Genomic DNA, 20,597 nt, shown 5'->3' with positions numbered 1-20,597 from the left:
CCCTGCACGTCGGCACCGCCATGCGTTAACGCTTCATCGGTTCCGCCGGTGCCAGCCTCCTCCTGTTGATCAGTCCGCTGGGCCGAGCCGCCCAAAGCAGTGTTCTGGCCGTGCGGGTCTGGCCGGCCAAGGACTACACCCGCATAACCCTGGAAAGCCGGGACGTCCTCAATTTTACCCACCAGTTGGTACACAGCCCGGAACGGCTGGTCGTCGACCTGGAAGGCGTCGAGCTCAACGAGGTGCTCCAGTCCCTGCCGACCAAGATCACCGGTCAGGATCCGTACATCCAACTGATCCGCGCCGGGCGCAACCGCCCGGGCGTCGTACGGCTGGTCATCGAACTGAAGGCCGAAATCAGCCCCCAGGTGTTTACACTGAAGCCGATCGGCGAATACGGCCATCGCCTGGTACTCGATCTCTACCCGACAGAGCCGGTCGACCCCCTGCTGGCGCTGCTCGAGAAGATCACCCCTGAAGAAGCCGTCGTCGGCGGTGCGCCACCGCCCCAGAAGCCCGAAAGGTCCGAGGAACCGCGCAAGGCCGTCGACGTCGCACGCAAACCGGAACAATCCGCCAAGCGCGAACCGGCAAACATCGAACCACCCCAGCAGGCCTCCCGCCCCGCCACCAAGCCGGCAGACGAGGACAGCAGCATCAGTCGCCTGATCACAATCACCATTGACCCTGGCCACGGCGGTGAAGATCCGGGCGCGGTCGGGGCGGCTGGCAGCTACGAAAAGCATGTCACGCTATCGGTGGGGAAACGATTGAAAGCCAAGATCGACGCCGAACCCAACATGCGCGCCATGCTTACCCGCGACGCGGACTATTTCGTACCATTGCAGCAGCGCGTCGCCAAAGCGCGCCGGGTGCAGGCCGATTTGTTCGTGTCGATCCATGCCGACGCCTTCATCAGCCCGACAGCCCGCGGCAGCTCGGTATTCGTGCTGTCCGAAAAAGGTGCATCGAGCACGGCTGCTCGCTGGCTGGCCCAGAAGGAAAATGCAGCAGACCTGATCGGTGGCGTCAATCTGGGCGTAAAAGACGATCACCTTGCCCGCACGCTGCTCGATCTGTCTCAAACAGCGGCCCTCAACGACAGCATGAAAGTCGGCAAGGCAGTCCTCGGCGAACTCGGCAACATCAATCGCCTGCACAAGGGCGAGGTCGAACAGGCAAGCTTCGCCGTGCTGAAGGCCCCGGACATTCCGTCCATCCTGGTGGAAACCGCCTTCATCTCCAACCCGGACGAAGAGGCCAGGCTCAACGACGAGGCTTACCAGGACCGCATGGCCGACGCGATCCTACGTGGGCTGCGCCGCTACTTCGCCAAGAACCCGCCGATGGCCAAATCCAAGCTGGCCCGCCTCGATTGAGAGGGCGGGCGCAGGTGGGCACGGTCAGCGAATGCAGACCTTGCTCACCTGCTTGAGGTCAGTCAGACCGTCCAATACCTTTTCGATGCCATCGTGGCGCAGCGTCCGCATCCCCTCTTCGAGGGCGGTGGCGAGCAGCACGGCGACCCGGGCACGCTCCTGGATCAGCTCCTTGACGCGCGCGGTCCCAACCATCAACTCATGCAAGCCCAGGCGGCCCTTGTAGCCTCCGGTACAATGTTCGCAGCCGACCGGTGCATACAGCGTGAACCGTCCTTGTGCATCCGCGTAGCGCTGACGCCAGGCATTGAGAATATCGCCCCGTGCTCGCACCGGATCCTCCTGGAAAGCCGCCGTATGGCGCAGGTCTTCGCAATATTCGTCGAGCAGGTGACGTATCTCCGCCTCATCCGGCTGATAGGCCTGCTTGCACTTTCCGCACAGGCGTTTGGCCAGTCGCTGAGCCAGCACGCCCAACAGCGCGTCGGAGAAATTGAACGGATCCATGCCCATATCCAGCAGGCGCACCACCGACTCCGGCGCACTGTTGGTGTGCAGGGTACTGAACACCAAATGGCCCGTCAGTGAGGCCTCCAGGCCGATGGACACCGTTTCCTTGTCACGCATTTCACCGACCATGATCACATCGGGGTCGGCCCGCAGGAAGGAGCGCATCACCGTCGGGAAATCGAGCCCCGCCTTACGATTCACCTGCACCTGACGCAAGCCCTTCTGGGTGATTTCCACCGGATCCTCTGCCGTCCAGATCTTGGTGTCAGGAGTATTGATCGAACCGAGAATGGAGTGCAGCGTGGTGGTTTTGCCCGAGCCCGTCGGGCCGCAGACGAAGAAGATCCCGTAGGGCTTGGTGATCGTCTGCTGCAGGCGAGTGAAATTGTTGTCCAGCAACCCAAGCTTATCGAGCGGCAGCGGCTCACTATTGGCCAGCAATCGCATCACCACATCTTCCATGCCGCCAGCGGTGGGAATCGTCGCTACTCGCAGTTCAATATCGAGGGGCGCAAAGCGTCGGAACCTGATCTTGCCGTCCTGCGGCTTGCGACGCTCGGAGATGTCCAGATCGCACATGATCTTGATGCGGGTAACGATCGGGCTCCGGTAGCTGGCCGGAATCTCGATGTAGGGGACCAGCGAACCGTCCTTACGGAAACGGATCTGGGTCTTTTCCTTACCTGGCCGCGGCTCGATATGGATGTCCGACGCCCCCTGACGATGGGCGTCGACGATGATCCTGTTCACGAGCTTGACCAACTCATTGTCAGCGGCAGCGGACGCATCATCGGTGGAGACGCCTCCTTCCCCTTCATCCTCTCCCATGTCGGACAGCAGCTCAGTCACCGATGCATCATCGGCTCCGGCCGCAAACAACTGGGCCACAGTCTGCATGAACTCCAGGTGCGTGGTCACGTGGAAGACAGGCACCGCCTTCGGAAAGACGTTCTGCACCATCCGCGAGGCCGTTGCCTGCTCAGGATCGGTAACCATCACCACCAAGCCATCCGCCCCCTCCTCCAACGGCAACCACTCGACCTGCTGCACATAGTCCCGCTTCAGGTTACGGAGCAGATCGAAGGGCTTGACCCGGTCTGGCCGGAAAGGCTCATAGGGCACCCCGAAGAAACGGGAAATCGCATTGCCGATGTCGGCCAGCTTGATCCCGTATTCGGTAATGAGCAGTTGCTCGATGGAAATGCCACGCTCCCGTGCAAGGCTGGTTGCCGTCTCGAGCTCCTGCGCCGTCAGCTTCGAATCGTGCACCAAGCCCTCGTATTTGGACTTGGGCTGGGTCAGCGCATGGCGACGTTGGGAGAAGGCAATCGCGAGCGTCTGCCCGAGCCCCTGGATGCCCTCTTCCGCCACGGACGAAAAAACTTCGCCACTACGGCTATTGATGAGCTGGATGACCCCCAGCACATCACCTTCGTCCTGCCGGATCGGCGCCACCAGCATCTGATGGGACCGATAACCGGAGCGCTCATCCACCTCCCGCCGGAACTCCATACGCGGCGAAATGGCTTTTAGTGCATGCTCATCGTACGCATCGGCGATATTGAGCATTTTCCCTGTCAGCGCCACATAGCCAGCCACACTGTTCTCGGCGATTGGCAGCCGGATAGTACGGATGGTCTGCAAGCCGGTCTTGATCCGCGATGAGATCGTGCTGCGATTGTCATCAACCACATAAATGGTCATGCGCTCAGCGGCAAACAGCGCACAGATCTCCGACGAGAGCTCAAAGATTATCTCGTCGATGTTCTCGGTTGCATGAACCCTGTTGGTGACGGCCTGAAGACCTTTGAAGAAGGCCAGGCGACTGGCCACATCACGGCCACTCGGTCTGCTGAGAGCACTGCTACTCATGAAAATGCCATATCCGGAAAATGAAACGTTTCATACAGCCGCTTGACTTGAAGAGACACTCACAGAGACGAACCGGTAACTTCGACGCAACGGGTGTCCCCGGCAATCAGAGCTCGATTTCAAGACCGTTGTACAACGCTTTCGGCTTGAATTGACCGCAATTGTCGGTAATTTCCTGCAGCGTCGTCTGTGCCCGACTTGGCTTGAGGTGGGTAATCCATACATCCGGCTTCGCCTTCACCTTTTCCAGGAACAAGGCCAGCAGGCTTGGACACAGGTGACGGGATGCCAACGCCAGGTCTTGTTGCTCGTCGGGGAAAGCGGTCTCGACAATCAGATGCCGAAGATCGGGAATCTTGTTGATGGCTGCAATAAGCGCATCCGAGTACGCCGTATCGCCAGAAAACACCAGACTGCGCCCATCCACCGACAACTGATAGGCTACCGCTGGCACCGTGTGCAGTGCCGGCAGCATCGTAACCTCACGCCCTCCTCCAATCCGCGCCGACTCGCCGACCCGCATTTCCTGGAAACGCAGGAACGGATTGCTGCGATCGGGAATCGACGAGAAATCAGGCCACACCAGCCAGTTGAAAATATGCGAACGCAGGATACGCAGCGTCTCGGGGGAGCCGTGCACGACGATCGGCATCGAACGTGCGTCACCGACCGTGTCGACAAGCAAGGGGATCATCGCGATGTGATCGAGATGGGCGTGCGTCACGAAGACGTGATCGATGCGCAGGAGTTCTTCAAACTCCAGATCACCAACACCCGTGCCGGCGTCGATCAGCACATCATGATCCACCAGCAGGGCGGTAGTGCGCTGACTGCGCCCACCAATCCCGCCGCTGCACCCGAGAACCCTTACTTTCATCTTGATATCTCGGCACCTCTCAAGTGCGATCGGCCAGTCGCCCAGCCCTCGCGAATAGTCGGAAAAATTCCAATGAACTTCAGCCCCCCCATCCCTGGAACGAGGATCACCGCCGTCAAGTCGCGCTCTTCGTAAAGAACTCCATTTTGACACCGGCAATTTCAATGATGTCATTGTCGTTCAGGCGATGTGCCTGGGCATCCAGGGCGCGCCCATTCACAAGGGGGAAGACGGTCCCTTCAACGTGGGTGATGAAATAGCCGTGCGGACGCCGGGTAATCACCGCAACCTGGGTACCGGGCTTGCCAAGAGTGGTCAGAGATTTGGATAACTCCAGCGTGCGCCCCGCATGCGCTCCGCTGAGAATCTGCAGCATCCCCAGCGCCCCCACCGGAGCGGCAGTATTGGTGGAAGTCAGATCCGCCGATGCATTCGACGCAGAACCCACGTCCGTCGCCACAGCAGCCTGCGCGTAGCTCACGGCCTCACCCTGATCAGCCCCGGACGCCGCACTGTCGACGAGATACTTCAAGCGGTACTTTCCCAACTCGATCACATCGCTGTCCTTCAGGACATGCTTCTTGACCGGCTGCCCATTCACATAGGTGCCATTGGTACTGTTCATGTCCTCAAGAAAAGCGTCATTGAGGATAGTCACGATCGCTGCATGCTCGCCACTGATCGCCAGATTGTCGATCTGGATGTCGTTGTGCGGCTTCCGGCCGATGGTAGTGCGCTCCTTTTCAAGAGTCATTTCCTTCAACACCAGACCATCCATGCTCAATATCAACCTGGGCATCACTCTTCCTATCTACAACCAGCCTCAATCAAGTTCAGTGCCGAGCCGTCCTGCCCGGCGCGACGACACAATGACAACCGAAACATTATCCACGCCCCCCCGATCATTCGCCAGATCGATGAGGTGCTCTGCCGCCAATCGGGGAGCCCCGCCGAGAGCCCCTAGCACATCCGCGATTTCGGTGTCGGGAAGCATATCGGTCACCCCATCCGAGCACAGGAGATAAATGTCACCATCTTGCAGCGGAAAATCAGCGACATCGGCTTCGACACAGGCTGCCACGCCAACCGCCCGGGTCAACAGACCACGCAACTCGACGGGACCGGGAGCAAGAGGGTCAATCATGCCCGCGTCGCATTGCTCCCGCAATACGCTGTGATCACGGGTCAGGCAATCGAGTACATCGTTCCGCCACCGGTAGATGCGGGAATCACCCACATGACAGGCCAACAAGCGGTCGCAGGAATCAGGCAGGCAGATCCCGACCAAGGTCGTTCCCATCTGCCTCAGAAACGGATCCCGCTGGGCCTCGTCAAACACGGACTGATTGGCAACTGCAACTGCAGCCCTCAGCTCGCCCTCATCGATCGCCCCCTGTGCCACGACCATCTGCATGTACGCCATCCAGGCCTCAGCAGCAAGGCGGGATGCCACGGCCCCACCTACATGCCCCCCCATGCCATCGGTCAGTACAGCAAGGCCCAGGCGCTCGGAACAACAGACGTAATCCTCATTACGGACACGAACACGCCCCACATGGGAAAGCATGGCCATGCGCCAACGCACAGACTGTTGTTGATCCATGGTCGAAGTTTAGGCAATGCGCCTCAAAGAATCTGCCGCTCCGGAACGTTCTCTGTGCGCTTTTGCAGCAAACGGGCAACACCCAACACGACCAAGGCACCCACGCCTCCCGCCACGGGCCTCAACCATGCGGGATGATCAACCAGGATGGAACGCCAGAGCGGGTCATCGACGATCATCCCGCCCGCCACCCACCCCAGCAACGCCGCCCCGAGCGTGACGATCAACGGGAAGCGCTCCATGCACTTCATGATGAGCTGGCTGGACCACACGATGATCGGAATGCTCACCGCCAGACCAAGCCCCAACAGCATCAGGCTGTCTCCCGCGGCCCCCGCTACGCCGATCACATTATCGACACTCATCACGAAGTCGGCCACGATGATCGTTTTCACCGCCCCCATCACAGAGGTCGCGGCGTCGATCTCGTGGTTGCCGTCATCCTCCGGCAGCAGCAGCTTGGTGCCGATCCACAGCAGCACGAGCCCGCCGATCAGCTTGAGCCAGGCGAGTCCGAGCAGGCTCGCCGCAAACGCCGTCAGCGCCACACGCAGGCCAACGGCCCCTGCCACACCCCAGAAGATACCGACCCTCCGCTGCTCCGGCTGCAAACGACGGCACGCCAGCGCAATCACCACCGCGTTGTCACCGGACAACACCAGGTCGATGGCCACGATCTGCAACAAGCCAATCCAGAACGTCGGTAGCAGGAACTCGGACATGTAAGACTCAACCGATGAAAAATGAAGGTACTAAAAACAAAACCGCGCCCGGGCGGCAGCCACGGGCGCGGTTTACTTCAGGCGACAGACCTGATTACAGCATGGCCTTCAGCAGCTTGGCCATTTCAGACGGATTGCGCGTCACGGTGAAACCGCACTCTTCCATGATGGCGAGCTTGGCGTCAGCAGTGTCGGCACCGCCGGAGATCAGCGCGCCGGCATGGCCCATGCGCTTGCCCGCGGGGGCAGTCACACCGGCGATGAAGCCGACGATCGGCTTCTTCATGTTGGCCTTGCACCATTGGGCGGCTTCAGCCTCATCGGGACCACCGATTTCACCGATCATGATGACGGCGTCGGTATCCGGATCGTCATTGAACATGCGCATGACGTCGATGTGCTTCAGGCCGTTGATCGGGTCACCACCGATACCGACCGCGGAAGACTGGCCCAGACCGATTTCGGTCAGCTGGGCAACGGCTTCGTAGGTCAGGGTGCCGGAGCGGGAAACCACGCCGATGCGACCCTTGCGGTGGATGTGGCCCGGCATGATGCCGATCTTGATTTCATCGGGGGTGATGAGACCCGGGCAGTTGGGGCCCAGCAGCAGGGTTTCCTTGCCGCCGGCAGCAACCTTGGCCTTCATCTTGTTGCGCACTTCCAGCATGTCGCGGACCGGGATGCCTTCGGTGATGCAGATCGCCAGGTCCAGGTCAGCCTCGACAGCTTCCCAGATCGCGGCAGCCGCGCCTGCGGGCGGCACGTAGATCACGGACACGGTAGCGCCGGTTTCACCGGCAGCTTCCTTGACGGACGCGTAGATGGGGATGTCGAAGATCTTCTCGCCAGCCTTCTTGGGGTTCACACCGGCGACGAAGCATTCCTTGCCGTTCGCGTACTCCTGGCACTTCTCGGTGTGGAACTGACCGGTCTTGCCGGTGATGCCCTGGGTGATGACCTTGGTGTCTTTGTTGATCAGGATGGACATTCGCTAACTCCTTACTTGACCGCGTCGACGATCTTCTGGGCCGCTTCGGCCATGGTGTCGGCCGCGATGATCGGGAGGCCCGAGTCGCGCAGGATCTGCTTGCCGATCTCTTCGTTGGTGCCCTTCATGCGGACGACCAGCGGGACGGACAGGTGCACTTCCTTGGCCGCGGTGACCACGCCGGTGGCGATGGTGTCGCAGCGCATGATGCCGCCGAAGATGTTGACGAGAATGCCCTTGACCTTGGGGTTCTTGAGCATGATCTTGAAGGCTTCGGTCACCTTCTCGGTGGTGGCGCCGCCGCCCACGTCGAGGAAGTTGGCCGGTTCGGCACCGAACAGCTTGATGGTGTCCATGGTGGCCATCGCCAGACCGGCGCCGTTCACCAGACAGCCGATGTTGCCGTCCAGGGAGATGTAGGCCAGATCGAACTTGGAAGCTTCGATTTCGTCCGCGTCTTCTTCGTCCAGGTCGCGCATCTCGACGATCTCGGGATGGCGGAACAGGGCGTTGGAGTCGAAGTTGAACTTGGCGTCCAGAGCCTTGATGGTGCCGTCGCCTTCGTGGATCAGCGGATTGATTTCCGCCAGCGAAGCGTCGGTTTCCATGTAGGTGGTGTACAGCTTCTTGAAGGTGTCCACAGCTTGCGCCACGGAACCTTCGGGGATGCCGATGCCCTTGGCCAGCGTCAGAGCCTGCTCGTCGGTCAGGCCGGTGAGCGGGTCGACGAAGACCTTGATGATCTTCTCGGGGGTGCTGTGTGCGACTTCCTCGATGTCCATGCCGCCTTCGGAGGAGGCCATGATCGCAACCTTCTGGGTCGCGCGGTCGGTCAGCGCTGCAACGTAGTACTCGTGCTTGATGTCGGCACCTTCCTCGATCAGCAGATTACGCACCTTCTGGCCTTCCGGGCCGGTCTGGTGGGTGATCAGCTGCATGCCGAGGATCTGGCCGGCGTACTGGCGCACTTCGTCCAGGGACTTGGCGACTTTCACGCCACCGCCCTTGCCGCGCCCGCCGGCGTGAATCTGGGCCTTGACGACCCAAACCTTGCCACCCAGGGTCTCAGCTGCCTTGACCGCGTCGTCAACAGTCGTGCAGTGAATACCGCGCGGAACCGTTACGCCGAACTTCTTCAGGATTTGCTTGCCCTGATATTCGTGAATTTTCATGGTTGCCCTTCGATCGAAGTCTTGGCCTTATAAAGGCCGCTCACGCTTGGTTGATGGGACTCTTCGGGGCCAGCACGCACCCCGCGACACATACGCCGTTCTCCCTCGTCCAACGTATGTACCGCCCCGCTTTCCACCCTGCCCGCTTATGCTGCCGAGCTGGCCGGAAAACCATCCTCGACCGACCTGCCTCTTGACATGTCAGTATTTGGATCAACCGATTATATACGAAACCTCGGGCACAACCGCTTTCACGCTGCACCGCACAGTGGCGGCAGAGCCGGGCTATGCGGAATCGGACTTGCGGTACCAGCGTGGGTAATAGCGCATCACCGTCTGAGAGGTCGTTTCGAGGGCATGGCAACGGTCGAGCTGAAAGGGTTTGCCGCCGTCGTCGCCCTCTCCCGTGTCACGCCGGAAAGTGGCCATGGTCTGGATCGCCGCCGTCGGCAGGGATGCCAGCAATTCCGTAAGATGGGTGCATCCCCGCACATCGCTGAACATCTCGCTGACCGCCTTGCGGAAGCCACGCACCAGATTCAGGCCGATCAGCGCCCGATACGCAGGCCCGATGGTGTCGCAACCACCTGGATAGGGCACCCACTCGGAATGAGCCTCCACATCGACGACCTCGAAAGCACTATCGATGGTGACGCGGATGAACAGGTCATGCACCGGATCGCCGGCCTTGCGGATGCCGGACGCAAGCGGATAGTCCGCATCCTTCGCGTCGGTCAGGCGAGCATCAAGGTCGAACAGGCCATCGTCCCTCAAAAAACCCTGGACTTCGATGCTGCGGGTATGGGCACGACGACGCCCGACAACAGGTTCGGAAAGCGGCATTGAAATCAAAAAACAAAATGACGGAGGACAATACGCAAATGGACCAAAAGAAAATCCGTGGCCCATTTCACGACACGTAACATTTGCCTCTGCTTCGCGGAAAACAAGGCACCGCGCCTACAGACAAACTTCACTAGAATATTGTATCGACTGCGGCGCACTGTTGGATGCCGCGACGCACAACAAAGCAACCGCGATCCCATCGCCTCCGTCTCCATTGATGAACAGCGCGCCAAAGCCCCTCTCCATACTCGTCGCGACGCTTGCCCTGTTATTTGGACCTTCCGTCATGGCGGCAGGGATGGGTGATCTTGTCGTCCATTCCGCGCTGGGCCAACCCTTGCGCGCAGAACTGCGGCTGACTCCTGACGCGGGTGAATCAATCGAGCCGGACTGTCTTTTGATTGTCGCTCCTGCTACGGCAAGTGCTGACGACCTGCCCTGGATCCGGAACGCCCGGCTCTCGCTCCAAGGCAACCGGCTACGCATCACGACCCGCGAGCCCATCAACTATCCGGCCGCCATGCTCAGCCTGCGCATGACCTGCGGAGTGGACCTCCAGCGCGACTACCCCATCCTTCTGCAACCGCCGATCGAGCGTGCCAGTACGCCTGAGATCAGCCCCCCCACGGCCGGCGTCCCCCCCTCATCGCGCGCTCGCAGCACCCCGGCCCGTAGATCCTCGCAGACCGTTACGGTGTCCACCGGCAAACGTGGGGAGCATGCCGGCCAGCCAACGGTCAGTGCACGCGACAAGACCGCCAGGAGAGGAACAGGCAAGAACCGGCATGGCGACAGACTGATCCTCAGCAAGGACAAAAACACGGCACTGCGTCTCGACTACCAGCTTCCCCGCCCCCCCGCCGCGGCGGACACACCGGAGCCTCCCGCCGGCAAATCGACACTGTCCGCCTACGACGCAAGCATCTCGGCCCAACTGGAACTCGACGAAAAGATCAAGCGCCTCGAGGAATACCAGACAGTGCTACGCCAACGCATTGCGGAACTGGACAGGCAGGAGGCCGCCCGGCACCCTGCGCCGGAGCAGGCGCCCCCTGAGCAGGCCAAGGTGGCTCCGCCCCCCCCCTCGCGCCCCATGCCCCCCGCTACCGCGCAGCAGGCCAATGTCGGCCCTGGCGTCATGCCGGACTGGCTGATGGCACTCGGCGGCATCGTAGCGGTGGTCGCTGGCGGCCTGGCCCTGATGTGGATGCGCAAGCGACACGCCGAGGCCGGATCTGAAACCGCAGTCGATGCGGAACTACCGGATGAGCCCCTGCCCCTCCCCCACGAACCCATAATCGAATCCCACACTGCGGCGGCGGCCACTCCCGCCGCACCGCAGGCCCAGGCCGCTCCGACCGCACTGCCAGCGGTGCCCCCGCCGCAATCCTACGCACCGCAGCCCGCCCAAGACGAGGCTACCGACTGGGCCGCGCGCACGTTTGCCCCGGCCCATCCGATTCCTTTCGACGAAACCGTCGACGAGCAGGATTCGGCCCTCGAACTGGCGGAAATCATGATGTCCTTTGGACGCACACAAGGTGCCGCCGAGACCCTGGCCGACTACATCCGCCACAATCCACGCCAAGCCGTAAAACCGTGGCTCAAGCTGCTCGACGTCTATCATGTGGCCGGCATGCGGGCCGAGTTCGAGGCACTGACCCGTCAGCTCAACAAGACCTTCAACGTCAAGACGATCACCTGGGCCGACTTCAAGGCGTCCAGGGCAGCACCGGACTCCATCGAGCAGATGGAGCATGTCATACACCAACTGCAGGAGTTGTGGGGAACCCGGGAAGCCCAGGTCTACATCCACCAGTTGCTGCGCGACAACCGGAACGGCACCCGTCAGGGCTTCCCCCTCAACGTGGTCGAAGAACTCCTGCTGCTGGTCGCCGTCCTCGACGACACACTAGGCACCTATCGGCCGAACCTGGAACTCACCCTCGCGGACCTGGAGCCCAGTCCGGCCAGCAAGGCAGCCTGATCAGACAGGGTTGTCCACCTCGACGAACTCGGCTTCGATGCCGAAGGTTTCGGCCAGGTGGCGGCCCAGCGCCTGCACGCCATAACGTTCGCTGGCATGGTGGCCCACCGCCAGGTAGGCCACGCCAGACTCCCGTGCCAGGTGGGTCGTCTGCTCCGACACCTCACCGGAGATGAAGCAGTCCACCCCGGTGGCGATGGCCTGCTCAAAATAGCCCTGCGCACCGCCAGTGCACCAGGCCACCCGTCGTATCGTCTGCTCGGCATCCCCCAGCACCAATGGCTCACGCCCCAGCCGCGCGGCGGCCTGGCGGGCCAGTGCCGTCAGGCTGGTCTCATGGGATAAGGAACCGGTCCAGCCCAGATCCTGCTCGCCGAAGCGACCATCCGCATGCCAACCCATCAGCTTGCCCAACTGCGCGTTGTTGCCCAGCTCCGCATGAGCATCCAGCGGCAGGTGGTAAGCGAACAGGTTAATGTCGTTATTGAGCAGCGTCGCCAGGCGGCGCTTGCGCATGCCGGTGATGCGCCCGTCCTCGCCACGCCAGAAGTAACCGTGATGGACCAGCACCATGTCCGCCCCCTTCGCCACCGCCGCATCGAGGAGCGCCTGGCTGGCCGTCACGCCGCAAACCACGCGGTGCACCTCGGCCCGTCCTTCCACCTGCAACCCGTTTGGGCAATAATCCTTAAATATCCCGACATTCAGCAGAGTGTCGAGATAGCGCTGCAATTCGGCTCTGTCCATGGCCGCCTCCCCTTAACCCTTCAAATTTCCGGATGCCCTCGGGCACCCCCGGTCGCAGATTTTACGATGCATCGCCTGTGGATGATCTTTGCCCAAGCCGTCACCATCTCGGTGGCGATCCTGTTCGTGGTCAGTACGCTGAAACCCGAATGGATCGGCGAGCGCGCCGTGCTGCCCTCTGTGACCATCCAGGAAGCGGCGGCCCCGGCAGCGCTCCCGATGGGGAAAGGCCCCGCTTCCTACGCAGACGCCGCCAAGGCCGCGCTGCCAGCCGTGGTGCACGTGTTCACCAGCAAGGAAGTGAAGGCCCAGCGCAATCCCTTCAGCGATGACCCGCTGTTCCGCCACTTCTTCGGCGACCGCCTGAACAATAACAACAAGCCCCAGCAACGCGCCTCCGGTCTCGGCTCAGGCGTCATCGTGTCACCAGAAGGTTACATCCTCACCAACAACCACGTCATCGAGGCCGCCGACGAGATCGAGGTAGCCCTCAACGACGGCCGCAAGCTGCCGGCCCGCATCGTCGGCCGCGACCCGGAGTCCGATCTGGCAGTGCTGCAGATCAAGACCGACGGCAAGCTGCACCCGATCACCTTCGGCCACACCGAGCAGCTCCACGTCGGCGACGTGGTGCTCGCCATCGGCAACCCCTTCGGCGTCGGGCAGACTGTCACGATGGGTATCGTGTCGGCCCTTGGCCGCTCCCATCTGGGCATCAACACCTTCGAGGACTTCATCCAGACCGACGCGGCGATCAACCCCGGCAACTCCGGCGGAGCCCTGATCGATGCAGCCGGCAACCTGGTCGGCATCAATGCGGCGATCTATTCCCGCTCCGGCGGCTCCCTCGGCATCGGCTTCGCGATCCCGGTATCCCTGGCCCGCAGCGTGATGGAGCAGATCATCCAGAGCGGCTCGGTCACGCGCGGCTGGATCGGCGTCGAAGTGCAGGCCATCACGTCCGACCTGGCAGACTCCTTCGGCATGCCGTCCAGCGACGGCACACTGATCTCGGGCGTCATGCGCGGCAGCCCCGCGGACCGGGCTGGCGTCAAGCCAGGCGACGTGCTGCTGACCGTCGAAGGGCGCAAGGTCAATGACCCGCAGATCATGCTCGAAGCCATCGCGGCGCTCCTGCCGGGGCGCAAGGCCAACGTCGAGCTGCGCCGCGGCAAGGACAAGCTCGACCTGAAGGTGGAAATCGGCCGCCGCCCGGCCCTGTCCCGCGGCGAATGAGCGCCCCCACACCCGATCCCCACGCGCCGGACTTCCTGCGCCGGCACCGCCCCTTCGTGCTGTTCTGGCTGGCCCGCATCCTGTACGGCGGCGGCAGCCAGATCAAGGACGTGGCGGTCGGCTGGCAGGTCTACCAGCTCACCGGCAGCGCGCTCGATCTAGGCCTGGTCGGGCTGATCCAGTTCCTGCCGCGCATCCTGCTCACTGCCATCGCCGGCGACCTGGCCGACCGCCATGACCGGCGCTGGCTGACCGTCGCAGCCCAACTGGTGCAGACCGCCGGCCTGGCCGTCCTCGCCATCGCCAGCGCCACCGGCTTCGTCAGCCGCGAGCTGATCTTCGGCGTGGTACTGCTCCTCGGTGCTGCCCAGACCTTCCAGATGCCGGCCAGCGCGTCCCTGCTGCCGAGCCTGGTACCCGCCGCCGCGCTGCCGCGGGCGCTGGCCCTGAGCGCCTCGGCGATGCAGGCGGCAACCATCGTTGCGCCGGCCCTCGGCGGCTTCCTGTACCTGCTCGGCGCACCAGTGGTGTATGCACTTACCGCACTGCTGCTGGCCCTGTCGTCGGTCTTCCTGTCACGCCTGCCCGACGTGCACGTGGAACGCGTGCTGTCCGGCTCCGCATGGCAACGCTTCGTCGCCGGCATCCGCTTCATCCGCGGCCAGGGCATCGTCTTCGGCGCCATGTCGCTGGACCTCTTCGCGGTGCTGTTCGGCGGCGCCACCGCGCTGCTGCCGATCATCGCCCACGAAGTGCTGCACACCGGCTCCTGGGGCCTCGGTCTGCTCCGCTCCGGGCCGGCCATCGGTGCACTGGCGATGGCCCTGTGGCTAGCCCGCAACCCACTGCGCCATTCGGTCGGGCGCATCCTGTACGCATCGGTGGCTGCCTACGGGCTGTCCATCATCGCCTTCGGGCTGTCGTCCAACCTGTGGCTATCCGTGTTCTTCCTCGCCATCGGCGGCGCCACCGACATGGTCAGCATGGTGATCCGTCAGTCACTGGTGCAGTTGCAGACGCCGGACGACATGCGCGGCCGGGTCAGCGCGGTCCATTCCATCTTCGTCGGCGCGTCCAACCAGCTCGGCGAATTCGAATCCGGCCTCACCGCCGCCTGGTTCGGCACAGTGCCGTCAGTGCTGATCGGCGGCGCCGCCACGCTGATGGTCGTGGCGCTGTGGACACGCCTGTTCCCGCAATTGAGACAGACGGAAACCCTGCACGGCACGCCGTCGCGCTAAGGCAAGCACTCCAAGCCCTGCCGATCCCGTCAAAAGCCCTGGCGACTTCGATCGTCTTTTCATCAGCCGACCGTCCAAGACACCCATGCGTCTCCGCCACCTCGCCGCCTTCGCCCTGCTGACCAGCACGCATCTATTCGCAGCGCCACCGGCCAAGACCAAGCCCTACGACCACATCGTCCTAGTGGTACTCGAAAACCGTTCCGCGGATGCAGGCGGCGAGCGGCGCATCTGGGACAACCCGGCCCTGCCCTTCCTTAACGGCCTGGCCCGCGATCCCCGCTACGGCGCCCGTTTCACCAACGCCTGGGCCGCCGAAACGCCCTACCGACGCATCCCTGCCGGCTTCGAGCGCCCGCTGTCGGCCCGCCCCAGCCAGCCCAACTACCTGTACCTGTTTTCCGCGAGCAACCAGGGCGTGCTGCCGGCATGGTTCGCCGATCTGTCCTCACCATACCGCGGCAAAACCGAATCCGCCCCCAACGGCGACCGCCTGGTAACCCCAGGCGCAGAACAGGCCACAGGCATTGGCAACCAGCTGATCCCGGCGGCCCGCCGCCCCTTCGTCACCGCCAACCTGGGGGCCAGCCTGCGCGCCGGCGGGCGGAGTTTCCTGAGCTTCTCGGAGAGCCTGCCCCACCCGAAGTGGGACGCGGAAGGCGATGCAGACTCCAAGCTCGATCTCTACCGCCGCAAGCACAACCCGGCCATCAACTGGATCACCCTGCCCGGCGCAGCAAGGACTGACAGCGTTCCGGCCGGGCGCCGCCGCTTCCTGCTCCCCCCGGACGTGAACCTCGCCTTCCACGCCAGCGTCAACCCACAGGGACGCCGCTGGCGTGGCTTCGCGGAGGACGCCGAAGGCCGGCCACTGGACTTCACCCTGCTACCGAACGTGGCGCTGGTGATCCCCAACGAACAGCACGACGCCCACAGCGCCTCCCTCGACGCCATGGACACCTGGCTCAAAACGAATATCGGCCCTTACGCCGCATGGGCCACAGCTCACAACAGCCTGCTGATCGTCACCTTCGACGAGGACGGCTCGACGGACAGCAGCCAGGGCGACGCCTACCATTTCGGGCGCGACCGCATCGCCACACTGTTCTACGGCGCCGGCATCACGGCCGGCGACTACGCCGAGCGCATCGACGCCCTCAACGTACTGGCCACCATCCTGCACGACCAGGGCCAACTGGCCGACTTCCGCCGGGATTTCGCGCGGAGCTGCCCCGACGATGCCGCCACTTGTAGCCGTGAACTGGCCAATCTGCGCCCGATCCTCGATGTGTTCGGCCGCGGCCCCGCGCTGAAGGAAATTCCGCCAGTCCGGGACTGAAACCCCGGACAAGCACTCAAGCCATCCGCGAACCCCAGAAGGCGGCCACGTCCACCATCCGGTTGGCGAAGCCCCATTCGTTGTCGAACCACACCAGCAGGTTGAGCAGGCGGTCGCCGCTCATGCGGGTCTGGCCGCCGTCCACGATGGCCGAGTGGGGGCTGTGGTTGAAGTCGATGGAGGCGTGCGGCTCGTCGGTATAGGCCATACGGCCCGAGCCCTGGCCTTCCACCGCCGCCCGCAGGCGGGCTTTCACATCGGCCGCGTCGGTGCCGCGCTTCAGCGTCACCATCAGGTCGATGGCCGACACATTCACCACCGGCACGCGGATCGCCTTTGACTCGATGCGCCCGGCCAGGTGCGGCAGCAGGCGCTGCACGCCGCGGGCCAGGCCGGTGGATACCGGGATCATCGACTGCATCGCCGAGCGGGTGCGGTGCAGGTCGGTGTGGTGGTAGCCGTCAATCAGCGGCTGGTCGTTCATCACCGAATGCAGCGTGGTCAGCATCGCGTGGTCCAGCCCATAGGCCTCGTCGAGGATGGACAGCACCGGCACGATGGCATTGGTGGTGCAGGATGCCGCCGACACGATGCGCTCCGCGCCGCTCAGCAGCTCGTGGTTCATGCCGAAGACGATGGTCTGGTCCACGTCCCCGGCGCTATGCCCCGGATGGGACAGCAGCAGGCGCCGGCAGCCGGCATCGAGGAAACGCTGCAGTTCCGGCCGGTAGCTGTAGCGCCCGGAGGCCTCCACCAGCACATCCACACCGATCTTGCCCCAGTCCACGCCTTCCGGCGTGTCCGCATGGAAAACCGGGATGTCCTTGCCGTCGATGCGCAGGCAGCCTTCGCCGACCTCGACCGTGCCCGGAAAGCAGCCGTGGGTGGAATCGAAGCGGGTCAGGTAGGCCATGCTGTCCAGATCGGCCGGCTCGTTGATCGCCACCACCGAAAACCCCTCCCGCATCGGCGAGGCCAGCAAGGCCCGCAGGAAACACCGTCCGATCCGCCCGTACCCGTTTATTGCAATCCGCAAAGACATCGATCCACTCGTCACACACCGCATCCGGCCCGCATCCCGGTCGTCCCGACCGGCCTCGACGCATCGCGCGGCACGCGATGCATGACGGACAGGAGCGACCGACGCCCGCCCGACAGGGGCGAGACTACACCCTCCGGGCCATCCGCGTCCGCTCCGGCCCCTTCCACCGCCCCGCGCGGGGAACCACTGCGAGCTTGAGACAGCTGTCTCGTCTGTCTCGATCGGACTGCCCAAATTGAGAAGAGTGTCTCGCCCGCCGACCAAGTTCTGAGCGCAAGCCCTTGTTAAGAAAAGATTTCACCGTCTGGCACAAAGCTGGCTGAAGGAACTAGCCGGCCGTTGCGACACCACCTCGCGCGGCCCGACGACAAGCCTCACCACACCACGCTCAAAGCGGGAGACAAAACGATGAGAAAAACCCAACGCATTTCCCGGCCGCTGCTGGCCGCCTCGCTGGCGACCCTGTTCGCCACCGGCGCCCTGGCGGCCGACGCGGCCCCTGCCGATCCGGAGCCGCCCCTCGGCGTCGACGTCCTGGAGGCCGGCTTCAAGTGGCGCCCCAACTACGTGTCCGAGGACATGCTGATCAATGCCGACAAGGACGCCAACAACTGGCTGCACTACGGCAAGGACTACCAGGCCACCCGCTTCAGCCAACTGCGCCAGATCACCCGCGACAACGTCGTGCGGCTGGTGCCCAAGTGGAACCTGTCCTTTGGCGTGAACGACGCCCAGGACAGCCAGACCACCGTCGTCAACGGCCGCATCTATGTGACGGCCAGCCAGAACAAGGTCTTCTCCCTCGACGGTGAGAGCGGCCGCATGCTGTGGAAATACGAGCATCCGCTGCCCGGCGACATCGGCCCGCGCCTGTGCTGCGAGGCCGTCAACCGCGGCGTCGCGGTGTTCAAGAACATGGTCTACATGGCGACCCTCGACAGCCACGTGGTCGCCCTCGACAACACCACCGGCCGTGTGTTGTGGGACGTCGCGCTTGGCGACTACCGTACCGGCGAGATCTACACCTCGATGCCGCTGGTCGCCAACGGCCTGATCGTGGTCGGCAACTCCGGCTCCGACGTGGGCGGCAACGTCGGCAAGATCACCGCCCTCGACCCGGACACCGGCAAGACCGTGTGGCAGACCACCACCCGCCCGACCAGCGCCAGCGACCCCGCCGCCAAGACCTGGGCCAACGACTCCTGGAAGACCGGCGGCGCCTCCGCCTGGCTGACCGGCAACTACGACCCCAAGACCAAGACCATCTTCTGGGGCGTCGGCAACCCCACGCCGGACTTCGACCCCCGCGTGCGCGCCGGCGACAACCTGTACAGCAACTCCACGCTGGCCCTCGACGCCGCCACCGGCAAGATCAAGCACCACTTCCAGTACACCCCCAACGACTCCTGGGACTACGACGGCAACAACGAAACCATCCTGGTGGACGACGACCAGGGCCGCAAGGTGTGGCTGCATGCCGACCGCAACGGCCACGTCTATTCCATCAACCGGGACAGCGGCAAGTGCAACTGGGTGGTACCGATCGCCCGCGTGAACTGGGTCACCGGCTTCCAGGGCAACTGTCGCCCGATCGTCAATCCGGACAAGGTGCCCGGCTACGACAAGGTCGCCACCGACGTCGCCCCCATCCTCGACGGCGGCAAGGAATGGCACCCGGCCGCCTACAGCCCGCTCACCAAGCTGCTCTACGTGCCCTACATCGACAGCTCGATGGATATCCAGGCCAAGAAGATGGAATGGAAGCAGGGCGAGTGGTTCCTGTCGTCCAAGGTCCTCAAGGCCAACCCCTACACCGGCGGCGTGAAGGCCTTCGACGCCACCACCGGCAAGCTGGCATGGTCCCGCCCGCAGAGCACGCCGGCCACCAGCGGCCTGCTCGCCACCGCCGGCGGGCTGGTCTTCTCCGGCGACGCCGAAGGCTACTTCTCGGCGATGCGCGACGACACCGGCGAAACCCTGTGGCGCTTCAACGTCGGCACCGGCATCCACGGCAACCCGACCACCTTCAACGTGAACGGCCAGCAGTACGTGGCCATCGTCTACGGCCCTGGCGGCGGCAGCCTGTGGCCGCTGGTGTACGGCGAGCTGTTCAAGCACCAGAACCGCGGCGGCGGCATGATGGTCTTCGCCCTCTCGCCGCAGTACCGCTAACCCCGTCCCTGCCCTTGCGGCGGGCGCGGCCCAAGCCTGGGCCGTGCCCGCGGAGCGATCCATGACACCGCGCACACGCCTTTGCGGCACCTTGCTGGCCCTGCTCGCCCACGGCCAGCCGGCCGGCAGCGCGCCGCCCCCGGCAGAACCAGGCGGCGGTCCGCTGACCGTCTGCCTCGCCGAAGCCAACCCCCCGTTCTCGGCCAGCAGCCTGCCGGACGGCGGCATCGACGCCGAACTGGCCCGCGCCGTCGCACGGCAACTCGGCCGGGAAGTCCGCCTGCAGTGGGTAACCATCCCAAACCGCGGCGGGCTCGGCAAGGCCCTCGCGCAGAACCTCGCCGGCGGCGCCTGCGCGCTGTTCGCCGGCATTCCGGAAAGCGGCGGGCCCAACGAGGAGCTGGCCGAGAAACGCCTGGCCGCCAGCACGCCCTACCTGGAAACCGGCTATGTGCTGGTCGGCGCCCGCACGCAGATCAGCAAGCTCGACGACGCCCGCCGGCTCGGCCGGATCGGCGTGGTCACCGCCACACCGGCCGATCTGTACTTGTTCCAGCAGCACCTGCACCGGGTGCCCTACGGCAACAACGGCGCACTCCTCGCAGCCCTCGCCGACGGCAGCGTGGACGCCGCCGCACTGTGGCAGCCGGCCCTCGCCGAGGCCCGGCGGCTGGGCCAGGCCTCGGCCAGCGACGGCCTGGCGCTGCCCGAGGCCGGCCGCACCCGCTTCGTCTTCGCGCTGCGCCGCAGCGACCCGGCCCTGCTGGCCGACGTCAATGCCGCGGTGGACAGCCTGCACAGCGACGGCCGCCTCGCCGCCATCCTGAGAGCCCACGGCCTGGCGCCGTGATCAAACTCCAACGA

General features: G+C 63.8%; 17 protein-coding genes. 7 read left to right on the top strand and 10 right to left on the bottom strand.

The window, feature by feature from the left end; all coding sequences use genetic code 11:
* Window positions 1-35: 35 nt before the first annotated feature.
* Window positions 36-1,379, top strand: a complete 1,344-nt coding sequence (locus AC1PQG_RS04530) for an N-acetylmuramoyl-L-alanine amidase (protein ID WP_481122965.1) — start codon at window positions 36-38, stop codon at window positions 1,377-1,379.
* 24 nt (window positions 1,380-1,403) lie between these two features.
* Here AC1PQG_RS04530 and AC1PQG_RS04525 read toward each other — a convergent pair whose 3' ends face one another.
* The 8 genes from AC1PQG_RS04525 to AC1PQG_RS04490 form a co-directional block, all read right to left on the bottom strand.
* On the bottom strand, window positions 1,404-3,761 hold the full coding sequence (locus tag AC1PQG_RS04525; RefSeq protein WP_481121465.1) for an ATPase, T2SS/T4P/T4SS family: 2,358 nt from the start codon (window positions 3,759-3,761) through the stop codon (window positions 1,404-1,406).
* Between the two features lie 106 nt (window positions 3,762-3,867).
* Window positions 3,868-4,638 (bottom strand): 3',5'-cyclic-nucleotide phosphodiesterase, encoded by a 771-nt coding sequence (locus tag AC1PQG_RS04520; RefSeq protein WP_481121464.1) that lies wholly within the window; start codon window positions 4,636-4,638, stop codon window positions 3,868-3,870.
* 115 nt (window positions 4,639-4,753) lie between these two features.
* Entirely contained in the window at window positions 4,754-5,437 is a 684-nt protein-coding gene (locus AC1PQG_RS04515) for an FHA domain-containing protein (RefSeq protein ID WP_481121463.1), read from the bottom strand.
* A gap of 24 nt (window positions 5,438-5,461) precedes the next feature.
* Complete coding sequence (locus AC1PQG_RS04510) at window positions 5,462-6,241, bottom strand: PP2C family protein-serine/threonine phosphatase (RefSeq protein WP_481121462.1); 780 nt, start codon at window positions 6,239-6,241, stop codon at window positions 5,462-5,464.
* Window positions 6,242-6,264: 23 nt separating this feature from the next.
* Window positions 6,265-6,963, bottom strand: coding sequence for a TerC family protein (locus tag AC1PQG_RS04505; protein ID WP_481121461.1), 699 nt, complete (start codon window positions 6,961-6,963; stop codon window positions 6,265-6,267).
* Between the two features lie 94 nt (window positions 6,964-7,057).
* Window positions 7,058-7,951 (bottom strand): succinate--CoA ligase subunit alpha, encoded by an 894-nt coding sequence (sucD, locus tag AC1PQG_RS04500; RefSeq protein WP_481121460.1) that lies wholly within the window; start codon window positions 7,949-7,951, stop codon window positions 7,058-7,060.
* Between the two features lie 11 nt (window positions 7,952-7,962).
* Window positions 7,963-9,123: an ADP-forming succinate--CoA ligase subunit beta gene (gene sucC, locus AC1PQG_RS04495; RefSeq protein WP_481121459.1), complete on the bottom strand. Its 1,161-nt coding sequence runs from the start codon at window positions 9,121-9,123 to the stop codon at window positions 7,963-7,965.
* A gap of 285 nt (window positions 9,124-9,408) precedes the next feature.
* Window positions 9,409-9,966, bottom strand: coding sequence for a DUF2889 domain-containing protein (locus tag AC1PQG_RS04490; RefSeq protein WP_481121458.1), 558 nt, complete (start codon window positions 9,964-9,966; stop codon window positions 9,409-9,411).
* Between AC1PQG_RS04490 and AC1PQG_RS04485 the strand changes: the two genes are divergently transcribed.
* Entirely contained in the window at window positions 9,914-11,956 is a 2,043-nt protein-coding gene (locus AC1PQG_RS04485; RefSeq protein ID WP_481121457.1) for a type IV pilus assembly protein FimV, read from the top strand. The two genes, AC1PQG_RS04490 and AC1PQG_RS04485, sit on opposite strands and share 53 nt — an antisense overlap.
* Here the strand turns inward: AC1PQG_RS04485 and AC1PQG_RS04480 are convergent, their stop codons facing one another.
* Entirely contained in the window at window positions 11,957-12,703 is a 747-nt protein-coding gene (locus AC1PQG_RS04480) for a Nif3-like dinuclear metal center hexameric protein (protein WP_481121456.1), read from the bottom strand.
* A 66-nt stretch (window positions 12,704-12,769) separates the two neighbouring features.
* On the opposite strand from AC1PQG_RS04480, the gene AC1PQG_RS04475 reads away from it, so the two are divergent.
* The 3 genes from AC1PQG_RS04475 to AC1PQG_RS04465 all read left to right on the top strand — a co-directional run bounded on the left by AC1PQG_RS04475 (window position 12,770) and on the right by AC1PQG_RS04465 (window position 16,519).
* Complete coding sequence (locus AC1PQG_RS04475) at window positions 12,770-13,939, top strand: Do family serine endopeptidase (protein ID WP_481121455.1); 1,170 nt, start codon at window positions 12,770-12,772, stop codon at window positions 13,937-13,939.
* Window positions 13,936-15,180 carry an MFS transporter gene (locus AC1PQG_RS04470; protein WP_481121454.1) on the top strand — a complete coding sequence of 415 codons (1,245 nt, stop codon included), beginning with the start codon at window positions 13,936-13,938 and terminating at the stop codon, window positions 15,178-15,180. Before AC1PQG_RS04475 ends, AC1PQG_RS04470 begins: the two co-directional genes overlap by 4 nt.
* Before the next feature lie 85 nt (window positions 15,181-15,265).
* Window positions 15,266-16,519 (top strand): alkaline phosphatase family protein, encoded by a 1,254-nt coding sequence (locus AC1PQG_RS04465; RefSeq protein ID WP_481121453.1) that lies wholly within the window; start codon window positions 15,266-15,268, stop codon window positions 16,517-16,519.
* A 16-nt stretch (window positions 16,520-16,535) separates the two neighbouring features.
* Here the strand turns inward: AC1PQG_RS04465 and AC1PQG_RS04460 are convergent, their stop codons facing one another.
* A complete protein-coding gene (locus AC1PQG_RS04460) occupies window positions 16,536-17,561 on the bottom strand; it encodes a type I glyceraldehyde-3-phosphate dehydrogenase (RefSeq protein WP_481121452.1) in 1,026 nt (341 codons plus the stop codon).
* 408 nt (window positions 17,562-17,969) lie between these two features.
* Between AC1PQG_RS04460 and AC1PQG_RS04455 the strand changes: the two genes are divergently transcribed.
* Together AC1PQG_RS04455 and AC1PQG_RS04450 are read left to right on the top strand one after the other, a co-directional pair.
* On the top strand, window positions 17,970-19,733 hold the full coding sequence (locus tag AC1PQG_RS04455) for a PQQ-dependent dehydrogenase, methanol/ethanol family (RefSeq protein WP_481121451.1): 1,764 nt from the start codon (window positions 17,970-17,972) through the stop codon (window positions 19,731-19,733).
* 61 nt (window positions 19,734-19,794) lie between these two features.
* Window positions 19,795-20,583, top strand: a complete 789-nt coding sequence (locus AC1PQG_RS04450; RefSeq protein ID WP_481121450.1) for a substrate-binding periplasmic protein — start codon at window positions 19,795-19,797, stop codon at window positions 20,581-20,583.
* Window positions 20,584-20,597: the final 14 nt, after the last annotated feature.

This window comes from Zoogloea sp. GDB6 (assembly GCF_056724105.1).
The sequence above is the reverse complement of the archived record's forward strand: the minus strand, read 5'-3'. Positions and strand labels throughout refer to the sequence as shown.